The 14479-nt window shown below is 68.9% G+C and carries 11 protein-coding genes; 6 read left to right on the top strand and 5 right to left on the bottom strand.

What is annotated here, in order from left to right:
* Positions 1 to 62: 62 nt before the first annotated feature.
* Positions 63 to 3407, bottom strand: a complete 3345-nt coding sequence (locus K5L94_RS18460; protein ID WP_274511137.1) for a GH92 family glycosyl hydrolase — start codon at positions 3405 to 3407, stop codon at positions 63 to 65.
* A gap of 376 nt (positions 3408 to 3783) precedes the next feature.
* Here K5L94_RS18460 and K5L94_RS18455 point away from each other — a divergent pair, with 376 nt between their 5' ends.
* Genes K5L94_RS18455 through K5L94_RS18445 form a run of 3 tightly spaced genes read left to right on the top strand, consistent with a single transcriptional unit; the run spans position 3784 to position 6424 of the window.
* Entirely contained in the window at positions 3784 to 3981 is a 198-nt protein-coding gene (locus K5L94_RS18455) for a zinc-finger domain-containing protein (protein ID WP_005410967.1), read from the top strand.
* A gap of 15 nt (positions 3982 to 3996) precedes the next feature.
* A complete protein-coding gene (locus K5L94_RS18450) occupies positions 3997 to 5112 on the top strand; it encodes a glycosyltransferase (protein ID WP_180879081.1) in 1116 nt (371 codons plus the stop codon).
* Positions 5093 to 6424: an O-antigen ligase family protein gene (locus tag K5L94_RS18445; protein ID WP_274512641.1), complete on the top strand. Its 1332-nt coding sequence runs from the start codon at positions 5093 to 5095 to the stop codon at positions 6422 to 6424. Before K5L94_RS18450 ends, K5L94_RS18445 begins: the two co-directional genes overlap by 20 nt.
* 138 nt (positions 6425 to 6562) lie before the next feature.
* Here K5L94_RS18445 and K5L94_RS18440 read toward each other — a convergent pair whose 3' ends face one another.
* Positions 6563 to 7480: an LpxL/LpxP family Kdo(2)-lipid IV(A) lauroyl/palmitoleoyl acyltransferase gene (locus tag K5L94_RS18440; protein WP_053450743.1), complete on the bottom strand. Its 918-nt coding sequence runs from the start codon at positions 7478 to 7480 to the stop codon at positions 6563 to 6565.
* Between the two features lie 60 nt (positions 7481 to 7540).
* Between K5L94_RS18440 and waaA the strand changes: the two genes are divergently transcribed.
* The gene (gene waaA / locus K5L94_RS18435; RefSeq protein WP_274511136.1) at positions 7541 to 8839 is read left to right on the top strand and encodes a lipid IV(A) 3-deoxy-D-manno-octulosonic acid transferase; all 1299 of its coding nucleotides are present in this window, start codon (positions 7541 to 7543) and stop codon (positions 8837 to 8839) included.
* A 224-nt stretch (positions 8840 to 9063) separates the two neighbouring features.
* The gene (locus K5L94_RS18430; RefSeq protein WP_274511135.1) at positions 9064 to 10290 is read left to right on the top strand and encodes an APC family permease; all 1227 of its coding nucleotides are present in this window, start codon (positions 9064 to 9066) and stop codon (positions 10288 to 10290) included.
* Between the two features lie 101 nt (positions 10291 to 10391).
* Here K5L94_RS18430 and K5L94_RS18425 read toward each other — a convergent pair whose 3' ends face one another.
* The 3 genes from K5L94_RS18425 to K5L94_RS18415 all read right to left on the bottom strand — a co-directional run bounded on the left by K5L94_RS18425 (position 10392) and on the right by K5L94_RS18415 (position 13231).
* A complete protein-coding gene (locus tag K5L94_RS18425) occupies positions 10392 to 11750 on the bottom strand; it encodes a TolC family outer membrane protein (protein WP_053450740.1) in 1359 nt (452 codons plus the stop codon).
* Positions 11751 to 11766: 16 nt separating this feature from the next.
* On the bottom strand, positions 11767 to 12414 hold the full coding sequence (locus tag K5L94_RS18420; protein ID WP_006468193.1) for a protein-L-isoaspartate O-methyltransferase family protein: 648 nt from the start codon (positions 12412 to 12414) through the stop codon (positions 11767 to 11769).
* Between the two features lie 136 nt (positions 12415 to 12550).
* Positions 12551 to 13231, bottom strand: a complete 681-nt coding sequence (locus tag K5L94_RS18415) for a TetR/AcrR family transcriptional regulator (RefSeq protein ID WP_008264859.1) — start codon at positions 13229 to 13231, stop codon at positions 12551 to 12553.
* A 117-nt stretch (positions 13232 to 13348) separates the two neighbouring features.
* Between K5L94_RS18415 and K5L94_RS18410 the strand changes: the two genes are divergently transcribed.
* Complete coding sequence (locus K5L94_RS18410; RefSeq protein ID WP_274511134.1) at positions 13349 to 14479, top strand: efflux RND transporter periplasmic adaptor subunit; 1131 nt, start codon at positions 13349 to 13351, stop codon at positions 14477 to 14479.

Genomic DNA, 14479 nt, shown 5'->3' with positions numbered 1-14479 from the left:
GTCGCGCTGAGGCCGCCAGCTGCCGCGGCGCGGCGGGCATCCGTGCCCACGGTGCATGCGGCTTACTGCGCCGCGCCGGGTGCCAGCAGTTCAATCTCCGCCAGCGGCATCCGGCTCGGTGCCACCAGGCGCAGGCGGTACTCGCTGTAGCGACCGGGCCTGGCGATGCGGAACGGCCGGGTCTGGCGAGCGGATTCGAAGTCTTCGCCGCTGCGCTGGTCCAGCAGCGTCCAGCTGCCGTCGCCGCTGCGGGCCTCCAGCGCCCATTCGCCACCGCGGATGCTGCCGTCGCCGCTGGTCAGCGTGTACATCGTCGGGGCGCCCTCGGCCAGCCCGGTCAGCGCGATGATCGCGCCACCGCCCAGGCCCACCGTGGTGCCGGCATCGTCATCCACCAGCGCCGGCAGGGCGCGGCCATCGGCCAGCGTCGCCTTCGCGGAGTGGCCGAGCAGGTCGTGCAGCAGCTGCGGACGCTGGCCACGCGCGGTCAGCGAGGGCGGCGCGTCGTCCACGCCACTGCCCCAGCGCGATGGCTGCGGCCCCATCACGAAGTCCAGCGTTGCGCCCTTGGCGATCAGTTCGTGCGGCACCCAGGTCTTGGTCCAGGGTTTGCCGTTGATCTTCAGCGACTGCACGTAGACGTTCTCGCGCGTGTTGTTGGCCGCGTTCACGGTCAGCACGGCGCCGCCCTGCAGTTCCACGCGTGCGTGCCGGAATGCCGGCGAACCGATCACGTACTCGGGGGCGCCCATGCGCAACGGGTACAGGCCCAGCGAGGCCAGCACGTACCACGCCGAGGTCTCGCCATTGTCCTCGTCCCCCGGATAGCCCTGGCCGATCTCGCTGCCGACGTACAGCCGCGACAGGATCTCGCGCACGTGCTGCTGGGTCTTCCACGGCTGCCCGGCATACAGGTACATCCACGGGATGTGGTGCGCCGGCTGGTTGCTGTGCGCGTACATGCCCATGCGCACATCGCGTGCTTCGGTCATTTCATGGATGGTGCCGCCGTAGGAGCCGGCCAGCGCCGGGTCTGCGGTCTCCGGGGTGGCGAAGAAGGTATCCAGCTTCGCCGCCAGCCTGTCGCGGCCACCGTACAGCGCGGCCAGGCCTTCGCCATCGTGGGCGGCGGTGAAGGCGAAGGTCCAGCCGTTGGACTCGGTGTAGTCGTGGCCCCACACGCGCGGGTCGTAGCGCTCGGAATCCACTCGCCAGCGGCCGTCGGCAGTGCGGCCCTGGAAGAAGCCGGCGGCCGGATCGAACATCGTTGCGTAGCTGGCCGCGCGGTAGCGGAAGTAGTCGGCCTCGGTGCTGTAGCGCTCGCGTGCGGCAGGCGTGGTTGCGCGCTTGGCCAGGGCATCGGCCATGTTGGCGACGCCGAAGTCATTGAGCGCGCCTTCCATCGTCCACGACATGCCCTCGTGCACGTCGGCACTGGCATAGCCGCGGAAGGTCGAACGGTCCATGCCCTTGCGGCCGACGTGACGGTCCGGCGGTACCACGGTCGCGTTCTTCAACGCGGCGGCATAGGCCTCGGCCGGATCGAAGCCGCCGATTCCCTTCAGCCACGCGTCGGCGAAGGCCACGTCGGAGCTGGTACCGACCATCAGGTCGGCATAGCCCGGCGACGACCAGCGTGCGATCCAGCCACCGGCGCGATACTGCTCGATGAAGCCCTGCACCAGCTGCCCGGCATCATCGGGCGTGAACAGCGCATAGGCTGGCCAGGTGGTGCGGAAGGTGTCCCAGAAACCGTTGTTGACGAACACCTTGCCATCGCGCACGGCGGCGAAGGTCCGGGTCGCGCTGCCGCCGGTGTTGTCCTCGCTGGCACTGGCCTGGTTGGCGTAGCGCCAGTCCGGTGCGGCCGCGCTGCCCACATTCTCGTGGCCGGAATTGGGATACAGGAAGAGCCGGTACAGGCTGGAATACAGCGTGGTCTTCTGGTCGTCGCTGGCATCGCCGATGTCGAAGCGGGCCAGGCGTGCATCCCAGGCATCCTGCGCGCGGCCGGCCACGATCTCCAGCGTATCGGCCGCAGCAATCTCCAGCGCCAGATTGTGCCGGGCCTGTTCCACCGAGATCAGCGAGGTGGCGATGCGCATGTTCACCCGCCGCTCGCTGCCGGCATCGAACTTGATGTAGCCGGTGGGGCGGCCGGTGTCGATGCGGCCGCTGCTGCGCCACGGCTTGTCGAAACGGGCCGCCACGTACATGCGGCTGGCGCCGTTGGACAGGCCGCTGCGCGTATCGGTGTAGCCGGTGAGGGTCTGCGTGGCGGCATCCAGGGTCAGCCCACCACGCGCATCAACGTTGTCGAACAGCAGGTTGGCGTCGCCGTCTTCGGGGAATTCGAAGCGGAACAGCGCTGCGTGGTCGGTCGGCGCGATCGACGCTGCGATGCCGTTGTCGAAGCGCACGTCGTAACGGTAGGGGCGCGCGCTCTCGTGGCTGCGCTCGAACGACAGCGCGCGCTTGCGGCGGTCGGCGGACGGCACGCCGCGGTTGGCCGAGGGCATCACCTGGAACGTCTGGCGGTCGCCCATCCACGGGCTGGGCTGGTGGCTCAGCGCAAGCGCCTGCAGCTGCGGACGGTTCTGCGCATCGTTCTGCTCGTTCCAGCGGTACAGCCAGTTCAGCGCACCGGCATCGGTCACCGGGGTCCAGAAGTTGAATCCGTGCGGCACCGCCGTGGCCGGGAAATTGTTGCCGCGCGAGAAGGTGCCGTTGGCCTGGGTGCCGCGGGTGGTCAGCACCCAATCGGAAGCCCGCTGTGGCTGGGGGCGTGGCTGCACGTCCAGGCGCACGTCGTCAATCCAGCCGGAGACCGGTGCACCCTCGGCACTGGCCACCTCCAGTTCGATCGCCACCACGCGACGCCCCTTCAGCGCGGGTACCTCGCCCAGGCGTATCGCCTTGCGCGCCCACTGCTGCGGATACAGCGTCTTCGACGCGCCTTGCGCGCGCGCGCCGATGGCCACGCCATGCTGGTCGCGTGCAGCGCTGGACGACACGCGGCTGCCATCGTCCAGCAGCAGGTCCAGCGAGACATAGGTCGAGGCCACGGTGTCCTTGCCGACGATTTCCGGCAGCACCAGCCATGACAGGGTGGTTTCGGCTTCGATGGGCAGATCGGTCCTGAACAGCTCGCGCCGCGCGCTGCCGCCGTTGCTGCTGTAGCGCAGTGCATGCAGGCCGCTGTAGCCGGCATTGCGCTTGGCGGCGTAGGGCGCGGCGGGACCGTCGCCGATCGACACCTGCAACCCACCCGCCGCCGGGGTCGGGGCCGGTTCACCCGGTTCGAACGAAGTCTGCAGCCCCTGTGCCAACACCGGCATCGCGGTAGTCGCACAGGCCAGGGCCAGGGCGAGCGGAAGCAGGGCGCGGCGTGGATCGGACAGGGTCATGCAGGGATCTCCCGGAAGGGCTGGCGGCGGGCAGAACCCGCATCGGCGGGCACCACGGACAGCATCGCTCCGCCCGCCGGGATGGCAGTGGGAGAGGCGATGCCGGTCCGGTGGGGGCGGGCCATGCGATCGGGTCGAAGAGGGCAGGTCGGGTCGAGACCTGGCCCGATCCTGCAACAGCCGCCGCGACCTGACAAGTGCCATTTAGTTCGATCCAAATGCGGGAAATAGTGCGGTCGGCAGGTTTCCGGCGCGAACCCGCCGGATCGATTGAAGAAATCGCCCTGCCGATCCGGCCTGCGCAGGGGCGGCACAATGTCGGGGCGGCCCGGATGCTAGAATCACAGCCCTCGCAACCCGTTCATCGACATCCGCCATGAGCCATACCGCCACCGCGCCCGCCAACGCCGAGAAGCGCTACACCGTGCACCGCAGCGATCTGCCGCTGAGCTGCCCGACCCCGGAAATGGCGCTGTGGAACTCGCATCCGCGCGTGTACCTGCCGATCGAAGACGAGCCCAACGGCGAAGCGCAGTGCCCGTACTGCGGTTCCGTGTTCGTGCTGGCCGACTAAGCGGCCGCCCCTTCGATGCGCCGATTGACCGTGGTGCAGTTGCTGCCGGCGCTGCACTCCGGCGGTGTCGAGCGCTCGACCCTGGAAATTGCTGCGGCCCTGGTCGCCGCCGGCCATCGCGCGCTGGTGGTTTCTGCTGGTGGCCGCCTGGTGCAGCCGCTGCTGGACAGCGGTGCCGAGCACCTCACCCTCGACATCGGCCGCAAGTCGCTGCTGACCCTGCGGCATCTGCCGACCCTGCGGCGCCTGTTTGCCGAGGTCGGCGCCGACATCGTGCATGCCCGTTCGCGGCTGCCGGCCTGGCTGGGCCTGTACGCGATCCGCGCCATGCCCGCCGCACAGCGCCCGCACTGGGTCACCACCGTGCACGGGCTGAACTCACCCAGTCGCTACAGCGCAGTGATGACCAGCGGCGAGCGCGTGATCTGCGTATCCAACAGCGTACGTGACTACGTGCGCCGGCATTACCCGACGGTCCCCGAAGCGACGCTGCAGGTGATCCCGCGCGGCGTCGACGTCGCCCAGTTCCCGCGCGTGGCGCGCGCCGACCGCCGGCCGCGCCTGGCGCTGGCGGCCGATCATCCGTGGCTGGCGCAGGTGGAAGGCCCGCTGCTGCTGCTGCCGGGGCGGGGCACCCGCCTGAAGGGCCACGCCCATGCGCTGCAGCTGCTGTCCGACGTGCGCGCCGCCGGTGTGCCGGCCCAGCTGTGGATGCTGGGCACCGATGAACCGGGCCGCGAAGCCTATGTGGCGGATCTGCGCCGGCAGGCGACGGCGCTGGGCGTGGCCGAGGCCGTGCAGATCAGCGCGCCCACCGCACGCATTGCCCAGGCCTATGCCGCCAGTGACCTGGTGCTGCAGCTGTCGGACAAACCGGAAGCCTTTGGCCGCACCGTGGTCGAGGCGCTGTCGGTCGGCCGCCCGGTGCTGGGCTGGGACCATGGCGGCGTGGGTGAACTGCTGCAGCAACTGCAACCCGCGGGCGCCGTACCGTTGGGTGATGCGCGGGCACTGGGTGAACGCGCGCTGGCCCTGCTGGCGCAGCCGCCGTCCCTGCCGGCGCGCATCCCGTTTACCCTGCAGGCCATGCAGCGTGACACCCTTCGCCTCTATGCCGACCTTGCCGGCTGACGCCACCGTTCCCCTGCGCGACGACCGCGCCGGGCGCTGGGCACCCTGGTGGGTGCTGGCGTACGTGGCGATGTGGCCGCTGCCGGGCATCGCCGAAACCGTGCTCGGACTGGGCGCGCTGTACGCCGCCGCGCGCATGGTCATGCGCCGCCTGCAGCGCCGTCCGCACCTGCTGAGCACGGCGGCCTGGGCGCTGACCTCGATCCTGTTCCTTGGCTACTGGCTGCCGCAGGCGTTCTCGGCCATCGATGCCATCGATCCTGCAGCGTCGTGGACCAAGGCGGCCGCCGGCCTGCGCTATCTTCCTTTCATGTGGCTGGTGGCAATCGCCGTATCCACGCCCGAACGGCGAAGGCTGACCTTCGGTGGCCTGGCACTGATCACGGGTGCATGGACGCTGGATGCACTGGTACAGGCCGTGGCCGGTACCAGCCCATGGTTCTGGTCGCTGGAACACCTGAAGCTGGCCGTAAGCGGCCACGCGTTGTGCCCGGCGGACGAAGCCGCCCTGGCTGACCGGCTCAGTGGGGCCCTGGGGCCCTGCAACCTCAAGTTCGGCCAGGTGCTGGCCAGCCTGTCACCGTTCCTGTTGTTGCCGATCGCGCGGCGCTTCGGCAATGCGGGCTGGTTGCTGGCGGCCGCCGCGCTTGGCGGCGTGCTGCTGCTGGCAGGGTCGCGTGCCTCGTGGATCACGTTCGCACTGGTGCTGGCCTACAGTGGCGTGCGCCAGTTCGGCTGGAAGCGGCTGGCGTTGCTGGCGCTGCTTGCGGTGCTGGCAGCCGGCGCGTTGACCGCCAGCGTGCCGCAACTGCGCGAACGCTTCGCGCGTACGGCGATGGCCTGGGAGGGCGGCGAACGCGGTGTCGACCAGGCGCTGTCCGGGCGTGCACGGATCTGGCAGGCCGCCGTGTGCATGATTGAAGAACATCCGATCAACGGTGTCGGCGCACGCGGCTTCCGCGATGCCTATCCGGCCTGCGTCGCCGATGAGGGGCCGGCGGTCTGGGGTAATGCGCCTGCGCTGCATGCCCATCAGATCGTGCTGGAAATCCTCGCTGAAACCGGCGTGCTCGGTCTGCTGCTGTGGTTGGCGGCGGTGGCCCAGGCCTGGCGCGCATGGCGCTATGCGCCGGCCAGCGCGCGTGAGCGCGCGCGCCCGGCGATGCTGGCGCTGGCGGTCACGGTGTTTCCGCTCAACACCCACCTGGCGTTCTATTCGGCGTTCTGGGGCGGCCTGACGGTGATGCTGGCAGCGCTGTTCGCCGGCAGCCTGCTGGCGCGCGAGGCAGAGGATTCGCCGCCGATACGGTAGTTGCCAACCTTGGTTGGCCATCCCCAGGTCGAGGGTCAGATCATCGGCGCCAACCAAGGTTGGCGACTACCTCGCGCATGCAGACGCCCAGCAGTCCGGTCGATGTCAGCCCTGGCTGGCACCGGCTGCCACATCCAGCTAATTGTAGAAATCGCTCCGCCCGCCCGGTTGGCGCTTGAAACGGCGATGGATCCACAGGTACTGGTCGGGGGCCTCGCGCACCATCGCTTCGATGGCCTGGTTGACCCGGGTGGTATCGGCTTCCACGTCTTCGCTGGGGAAGTTTTCCAGCGGTGCGCCGATCTTCAGGAAGTACTTCCCGCCTTCGCGGCGGTGGAAGTACGGGATCACCGCGCAGCCGGTCATCCGCGCCAGCTGGTGGGTGGCGGTGATGGTGGACGCGGTGTGGCCGAAGAACGGCACGAACACGGTGTCCTTGCCGCGCATGTCCTGGTCCGGCGCGTACCAGAGGAAGCCGCCCTTCTTCAGGTGCCGCACAGTGGCGCGGATGTCTTCGTTGGCATACATCGCCTTGGCGTAGCGCAGGCGGCCGAACTTCACCGCCCACTCGTACACCGGGTTCTTGTGCTTGCGGTACATGCCCGACAGGTCGACGTAGTCGCACAGCAGGCGGCCGCACATCTCCAGGGTCATGAAGTGGCCGGAGACCAGCAGCACGCCGCGGCCTTCGGCCTGCATCCGCTGCAGATGTTCCAGGCCCTCGATCTGCACCTGCGGGCGGATGCGGTCGATGCTGCCCCACCAGGCGCGGATGCATTCGAACACGCCCACGCCCAGTGCATCGAAGCTGTCGCGTACCAGGCGCTGGCGCCAGGCCTCGTCCTTTTCCGGGAAGCACAGCTGCAGGTTGACCTCGGCGGCGCGGCGGCGGCTGCCGAGCAGGCGCCAGCTGATCCAGCCGACGCCACGGCCCAGCGCGCGCTGCAGCATCCACGGCAGGCGGGCGATGGCGAAGGCGCCGAACATGACGGCGAACATCGGCCAGTTGCGGGGATCGCGCAGCGACGGGCGGATGGCAGTGGAGGCATCGGACATTGCTCCATTCTACCAACCCGGCCGCGTGTCTTTCCCGGGGGCCTCCCGTATCCTTGCCGCATGCGTAAAGACCCTGTCGAATGGATCCTGCGCGGCCTGTATTCGGCCGTGCTTTACCTGCTGCTGCCGATCACCGTGTACCACCTGGTCTGGCGCGGTTTCCGGGTCCGTGAATACTTCCGGCGCTGGGACGAGCGCTACGCCTCCTACCCACAGCCGACCGGCCAGCCGCGGGTCTGGCTGCATGCGGTGTCGGTGGGCGAGGTCAATGCCGCCGCCCCGCTGGTCAACGCCCTGCGCCAGCAACGTCCGGATATCCGCTGGGTCATCACCACCATCACCCCGACCGGGTCCGAACGCGTGCGCGCGCTGTGGGGCGACGCGCTCGACCATGTCTACCTGCCGTACGACGTGCCCGGCAGCGTCAACCGCTTCCTCGGCCACTTCCGGCCCAGCCTGGCGCTGATCCTGGAGACCGAGCTGTGGCCGAACATGCTGTTCGGTTGCCGCGATCGCCGCATTCCGGTCTACATCCTCAATGCCCGCCTGTCGGCCCGCTCGCTGCGTGGCTACCGGTTGCTGGCAGCGCTGATCCGTCGCGCCCTGCGCACGGTTACCTGCGTCGCCGCCCAGTCGCAGGATGATGCCGAGCGCTTCGTGCAGCTGGGCGCGGCCCCCGAGCAGGTGCAGGCGCTGGGCAACCTGAAGTTCGACATCGCCACGCCGGACGTTCAGGATTTCGTCGCGCAGTTCCATGCGCAGGTACCCGCTGGACGCCCGGTGTGGATCGCCGCCAGCACCCATGACGGTGAGGAGCAGGCGGTGATCGACCTGCACCGTCGCCTGCGCCAGCAGCATCCCGACCTGCTGCTGCTGTGGGCGCCGCGCCATCCCGAGCGCTTCCCGAAGGTGGAGGCCCTGGCGCGCGAGCAGGGCTGGAATGTGGCGACCCGGCGTGCGATGCAGTGGCCGGACGCCGGCACCGATGTGTTCGTCATCGACACCCTGGGTGAACTGATGCCGTTCTATGCCTGTGCGCAGGTGGCGTTCGTCGGCGGCAGCCTGCAATCGATCGGTGGCCACAACCTGCTGGAACCGGCGGCGATGGGCACCGCCGCGGTGACCGGCCCGCACCTGCACAACTTCTCCGAGATCTCACGACGCATGCGCGAGGCCGGTGCCCTGCTGATCGGCGAGGACGTGCCGGCGGTTGGCGATCTGCTGCAGCACCTGCTTGATGACGAACGTGCACGCGAGGACATGGCGCGCGCCGGCTGCACCCTGGTCAGCAACGGTCGCGGCGCGTTGCAGCGTACGCTGGCGCTGGTGGCCCCCCACCTGCCTCCTCCGCGCAGCTGAGGCCGCAGGGGATTCGATCCACGTACTGCGGATCGAATGACGTGATCGCCTGCATCAATTCTGCTTAACGGCGAGATTCCTGTCGTTGCAGGACCGTGGAACGGTGTGCCGACGTGCCTGCGATCACAATGCGGCGTGCACGCCACGGATTCTGATATCGCCCTTCGCCGCAGGCTGCCAGCCTGCTGTCGAACGTGCTTGGGCGGATATCAAGGAACCTTGCGATGGATAGCGACAGCGGCCCGGGCGACATGGGCGATGCAGGGCCGGGCAGGGACCACCTTGCAGGGGTGATCCTGACCCTGATGCTGGGTGGCAGCGTGATTGCGCTGGTGGGGCAGCACACCGCCGCACAGGCAGGCCCTGCGATCGTGTTGAGCCTGTTGCTGGCTGCGCTGGGCACCGCGCCGCTGCTGTATTGCCTGCACATCCTGGGCCGGCAGCTGCCGGTGGCCGAGGGCCTGCACGGCCTGCTGCGGGCGCGTTGGGGGAGGGTCCCGGCCGGCCTGCTCTGCGCCGCGCTGCTGGTGGAACTGATGGCGACCAGCGCCGGCGTGGCGCAGTCCATGGCCAGCCACGTGCATGCGCTGCTGGCCAGCTGTGGCATCGAGGCCGGTAACGCGATGCCGGTTGCGCTGATGGCCACCCTTGGCCTGCTTCTGCTTGGGCTGATCGGATTGCTGCCACCGAGGCGTGGGGCGCTGGTGGCCTGTGCGTTGCTGACGGTGAAGCTGGGCACCGGCCTGTTGCTGCTGGTGCTGGCGGCCCGCCATGTGCACTACGCGCTCTGGATACCGTGGCTGCCGGAGGCCACGGCGCCCTATCGCTTCGGGCCAGGAGGAGTGCTGGCAGCCAGCGTGCCGCTGCTCGGCATGTTTGCCTGTGCCGGCCTGGTGCTGGGATTTCCCGGCGTGTGTGGCCAGGTGCGGACGCGACAGGCAGCGTTGCTGGCGAGCACGCTGCTGCTGGCCATGCTGCTGCTGATCGTGCTGGCCGCGTTGCAGTCCGGCCTGGTCGAGTTTCCGGCCTTGGCCAGTACGCGGCCGTTGTCGGTGGCATTGCAGCAGCACCCGCAACTGCAGTGGATGATGCCGCTGCTGCCACTGGCGGGGGCGAGCGGGTTGGCGGCACTCCTGCTGGTGCTGCTGCGGGTGGCTGCGCGGTTGGCAACGCAGTTGTGGACGGCGGCCCGCGATGCATCGCATGGGCGTGTTGCGCCGCCGATGCCGGTCGCGGTGGTGCTGGCCGCGGCGCTGCTGGCGCTGGCGATGCCGATGGGCACATTGCCGGTGCTGCCTGGGCCGGCAACCCTGCTGGTGATGGCGGCGCTGTGCCTGGCTGCCCTGCGCGCGCAGGTTCCGCTACCACGCGCCCTGCCGGTGCTGGCCCCCCTGGCCGCCGCGCTGTGCCTGTTGGCCGCCGCGGAACGGATGCGTGCGTGGCCCGGCTGACGACCAGGCAAGCCTCCCATGCGTGGAGGCTTCGGCCTGCGTCGCGCATAAAAAAAAGCCACCCTCGCGGGTGGCTTCTTCGTTGCCGGCAGGGCGGCGACTCAGTGCGTGGTCGTTGCCGGGTTGCCTGCGTCCTGGGTCAGCAGGCGGTTGACGTCCTGCAGCTCGGCCACATCCAGTGCGCCCAGCGACTGGCTCAGCAGCAGGCGGTTCTGCAGGAAGGTGTAGCGGGCGTTGGCGTAATCCAGCTGCGCCGAGAACAGGATGCGCTGGTTCTGGATCACGTCCAGCACGGTACGGGTACCGACTTCCAGGCCAACCTGCGAGGCGTCGTACGCGCTCTGCGCCGAGACCACCGCCAGGCGGCGGGCTTCCACTTCGCTGATGCCCTGCACCAGGGTCTGGTAGGCGTTGCGGGTGTTGCGGTCCAGGGCACGCTTCTGCTGTTCGTAGCCGTCCTGGGCGATGTCACGCTGGGCCAGCGCCTGGCGCACGCCGGACTGGGTGGCACCGCCGGAGAAGATCGGCACGCTCAGGGTCAGGCCGATGCTGTTGGTGCGTGCGTCCGGCGACAGCGAGCCGGCACCGGTGCTGTCACCCCAGGTCGCGCTCTTGCCCCAGCTGCCGCCCAGCGACAGGGTCGGGTAATGGCCACCGCGGGCGGCCTGCACGCTGGCTTCGGCGGCACTGACCTTCAGTTCCTGCGCCTTCAGCGCCGGATTCTGGTTGGTCGCCTGGTGCACCAGTTCGTCGATGTTGCCGCGGTTGGCCGGCACTTCCGGGCGGAAGTCCGCCGGCAGGCCACGCAGGTTGACCACCGGCTGGCCGGTCAGTTCGGTCAGGGCCTGGTAGTTATCGGCCAGGGTGTTCTGCGCAACGATGGTGTTTGCGCGCGCCTGGTCGTACTGGGCGCGTGCTTCATGCACGTCGGTGATTGGCGCCAGGCCCACTTCCAGGCGCTTGTCGGCGAAGTCGAACTGCTTCTTCGCGGCCGCTTCATTGGTCTGTGCGGCGTTCAGCGATTCGATCGCCACCAGCACGTTGAAGTAGGCCGCCGAGGTGCGCACGATCAGGCTGTCGTTGGCCGAGTCGAGGGTGAAGTCCGCCGCCTTGCTCAGTTCGCGCTGCGAACGCAGGTTGTTGATCTGGGTCCAGTTGAACAGCGTCTGGCTGCCGTCGATCGTGTAGTTGCGGCGCTTGCTGGTGACCGTGCCGGAGTTGGCGTCATGGTCGGCTTCGCTGCGCGAGCGGTTCAGCGTGGCCTGGCCATTGATCTGCGGCAGCAGGGCGGCGCGCGCCTGCACGGCGCCTTCCTTGTCGACCAGCCGGGTCGATTCGGCGGCGGACAGCTGCGGATCGCCGTTGCGCGCCATCTCGTAGACCTGCAGCAGGTCGGCGGCATGGGCGGACAACGGCAGCAGGGCAGTGGCCAGCGCAACAGCGAGGGATCGGCGGATCATTGCGGCTTCCTTGGACTCAGAGGTGGAACTGGGGTGCCGGGGCGGCACCGCGCAGGTAATCGATATCGGTTTCGAACAGCGATTCGGTGCTGCCGTCGGCCTTGACCAGCAGGGCCTCCATCGCCGGCGAGCGGCCCTGGATCACGAACAGGCGGCCACCCGGACGCAGCCACGAGGCGAACTGTGACGGCACCACGTCGACCGCACCAGTGACACAGATCACGTCAAAACGGCGTTCGGTCTGCCAGGACAGGGCGTCGGCCACTTCCACACGGACATTGGTGCCCAGGCCGGAGGCGTCCAGACGGGCGCGTGCGGCGGCGGCCAGTTCCGGGTCGATCTCCAGGCTCAGCACGTCGCGCGCCAGCGCGCCGATGCAGGCAGCCAGGAAGCCGCTGCCGGTGCCGATCTCCAGCACTTCGTCACCCGGCTGCAGGTCCAGTGCCTGCAGGGTACGGCCCTCGATGACCGGCTTCATCATCTTCTGGCCATGGCCGATCGGCAGTTCGACGTCGGCGTAGGCCAGCGCCCGGTGCGCGTCGGCGACAAAGGCCTCGCGCGGCAGGCGGGCGAGGACGTCGAGCACCTTGATGTCCAGCACGTCCCAGGGACGGATCTGCTGTTCCACCATCAGTTCGCGGGCGTGGGCGTAATCAATCGTCATGAGGTTCAAATCCAGCGCAGTGGGCCGGCCATTTTACCGGTGCCGGAGGCCGGCGGCGCGCCCAGAGCATCAGCTGCCGGGTGGCCGGGGTCGCAGTGCCGGAAGTCATCGCGACCTCCGGTTCGTTCAGTTTTGGTTATCCGGCCGTCCCGGCCCCTCGCGGCGCATAGGCGCGCAGGAAGAAGTCGATGCTGGCGGTCACGTGGGTCAGAGGGTCGCACTCCACCGGTGACAGTGGCATGCCGCACATCATATGCATGTGCACTTCGCCCTTCACCAGGGTCAGGAACTGCTGGCCGGCGAGATAGTAATCGGCAATCTCCAGCTCGCCGCGTTCGCCGCGCGCGCGCAGGAAGTCGGCCAGGGCCGCGCAGGTACGTTCCGGGCCGGCCTGCCAGAACAGCTCGCGCAGGCGTTCATCGGTTTCCGGGGCCATCATCATGCGCTGGATCGAGATTGCCGCATCGGAGGTGATCAGCTCGAAGAAGGCCAGGCCGATGCCGATCAGCTGGTCGCGCAGCGGGCCGTCCGCGTCGGCCACGAACAGGGCGTCGGGCAGCATTTCAATGCATTTGGACTGCACGGCCTCGGAGAACAGGGTCTCCTTGTCGCCGAAATGGCTGTACACGGTCAGCTTCGAGACGCCGGCCTGAGCAGCGATGGCGTCCATGCTCACGCCGGTATAGCCCTGTTCGATGAACAGTGCCTTGGCTGCTTCAAGGATCGCCGCGCGCTTGCCGAGATCCTTGGGGCGCCCGGGTCCGGCGGCCTTGGCAGCAGGCTTGGCCGACGGCTTGCGGGAAGTAGGAGAACTCATCGCAACAATACTAGACCAAGCGGTTCGATATTTATACTATACCGACCGGTTTATTAAATTGGGCCGGCAGTCGCGGCTCCCCCCTTGTTGGACCCTGCGTTTTCAGGACGTTGACCGATGAAGATCGTGCGCTGGATGGGCGGTATGGTGTGGGTGGCTGCGCTGGCAGCCTGTTCGGGACAGGAACAGGCGCCGCAGGCGGCCGTGCCGGTGCTGGTGGTTCACCCTGGCGAGCAGGCCGGGCAGGCGCCTGCGGCGTTCCCGGGCACGGTGCGTGCACGCCAGGAAAGCCCGCTGTCGTTCCGCGTCGGCGGCAACCTGGTCAAGCGCCACGTCGATGCCGGCCAGCGGGTGAAGAAGGGCGACGTCCTGGCCGAGCTGGACGTGGCCGACTTCGCGCTGCAGGCCCGCGCTTCGCAGGCCCAGCTGGCCGCGGCCGAGGCCGACCTGGTGCGCGCCCGCGACGACCTCAAGCGCTATCAGGTGCTGGCCGACCAGCAGCTGGTCAGCCGCTCGCAGCTGGACCAGCAGTCTGCCGCGTTCAAGGCCGCGCAGGGCCAGGCCAATGCGGCGCGTGCCAACCTCGATGTGCTGCGCAACCAGGCCGATTACGCGCAGCTGCGTGCACCGGCCGACGGCGTGATCGCCAGCCGCGAGGCCGAAGCCGGGCAGGTGGTGTCCGCCGGCCAGACCATTTTCAACCTGGCCGCCGACGGTGGCCGCGAAGTGCTGATCGACCTGCCCGAAGCCACCATCCGCGATTACGCGGTCGGCCAGCCGGTCGAGGTGGAACTGTGGAACCGTCCGGGCCAGCGCCTGCCAGGCACGATCCGCGAGATTGCCGCCGCTGCCGATCCGCAGGCACGGACCTATGCGACCCGGGTCAGCCTGGCGGCCGATGCACTGGCTGATGTGGAGCTGGGCCAGAGCGCACGTGTCTACAGCAGCGCCGGCCGCCACGGCAGCCTGCAGCTGCCGCTGGGCGCGCTGCAGCGCGGTGCCAACGGTGCCGCCAGCGTGTGGGTGGTCGATCCGGCCAACAGCACGCTGAAGGCTGCGGCGGTCACCACCGGTGCCTACGGCAGCGAGACGGTGCCGGTGCTCACGGGCGTCGGCGCAGGCGACTGGGTGGTCGCCGCCGGTGGCCATCTGCTGCGTGCCGGCCAGCCGGTGATCGCCGTGGACCGGCAGAACCGCCCGGTGCTGAAGCCGGCCGCGCCGGCCGCCGCCGCCAAGGCCAAGGAGTAA

Origin of the sequence: Stenotrophomonas forensis (genome assembly GCF_028752115.1) — a bacterium.
GTDB lineage: Bacteria > Pseudomonadota > Gammaproteobacteria > Xanthomonadales > Xanthomonadaceae > Stenotrophomonas > Stenotrophomonas forensis.
The sequence above is the reverse complement of the archived record's forward strand: the minus strand, read 5'-3'. Positions and strand labels throughout refer to the sequence as shown.

What these genes read in the sequence shown, in the direction of transcription:
- K5L94_RS18460 (WP_274511137.1), bottom strand. Translation starts at nt 3,407, where the DNA reads ATGACCCTGTCCGATCCACGCCGCGCCCTGCTTCCGCTCGCCCTGGCC.
- K5L94_RS18455 (WP_005410967.1), top strand. Translation starts at nt 3,784, where the DNA reads ATGAGCCATACCGCCACCGCGCCCGCCAACGCCGAGAAGCGCTACACC.
- K5L94_RS18450 (WP_180879081.1), top strand. Translation starts at nt 3,997, where the DNA reads ATGCGCCGATTGACCGTGGTGCAGTTGCTGCCGGCGCTGCACTCCGGC.
- K5L94_RS18445 (WP_274512641.1), top strand. Translation starts at nt 5,093, where the DNA reads ATGCCGACCTTGCCGGCTGACGCCACCGTTCCCCTGCGCGACGACCGC.
- K5L94_RS18440 (WP_053450743.1), bottom strand. Translation starts at nt 7,480, where the DNA reads ATGTCCGATGCCTCCACTGCCATCCGCCCGTCGCTGCGCGATCCCCGC.
- waaA (WP_274511136.1), top strand. Translation starts at nt 7,541, where the DNA reads ATGCGTAAAGACCCTGTCGAATGGATCCTGCGCGGCCTGTATTCGGCC.
- K5L94_RS18430 (WP_274511135.1), top strand. Translation starts at nt 9,064, where the DNA reads ATGGATAGCGACAGCGGCCCGGGCGACATGGGCGATGCAGGGCCGGGC.
- K5L94_RS18425 (WP_053450740.1), bottom strand. Translation starts at nt 11,750, where the DNA reads ATGATCCGCCGATCCCTCGCTGTTGCGCTGGCCACTGCCCTGCTGCCG.
- K5L94_RS18420 (WP_006468193.1), bottom strand. Translation starts at nt 12,414, where the DNA reads ATGACGATTGATTACGCCCACGCCCGCGAACTGATGGTGGAACAGCAG.
- K5L94_RS18415 (WP_008264859.1), bottom strand. Translation starts at nt 13,231, where the DNA reads ATGAGTTCTCCTACTTCCCGCAAGCCGTCGGCCAAGCCTGCTGCCAAG.
- K5L94_RS18410 (WP_274511134.1), top strand. Translation starts at nt 13,349, where the DNA reads ATGAAGATCGTGCGCTGGATGGGCGGTATGGTGTGGGTGGCTGCGCTG.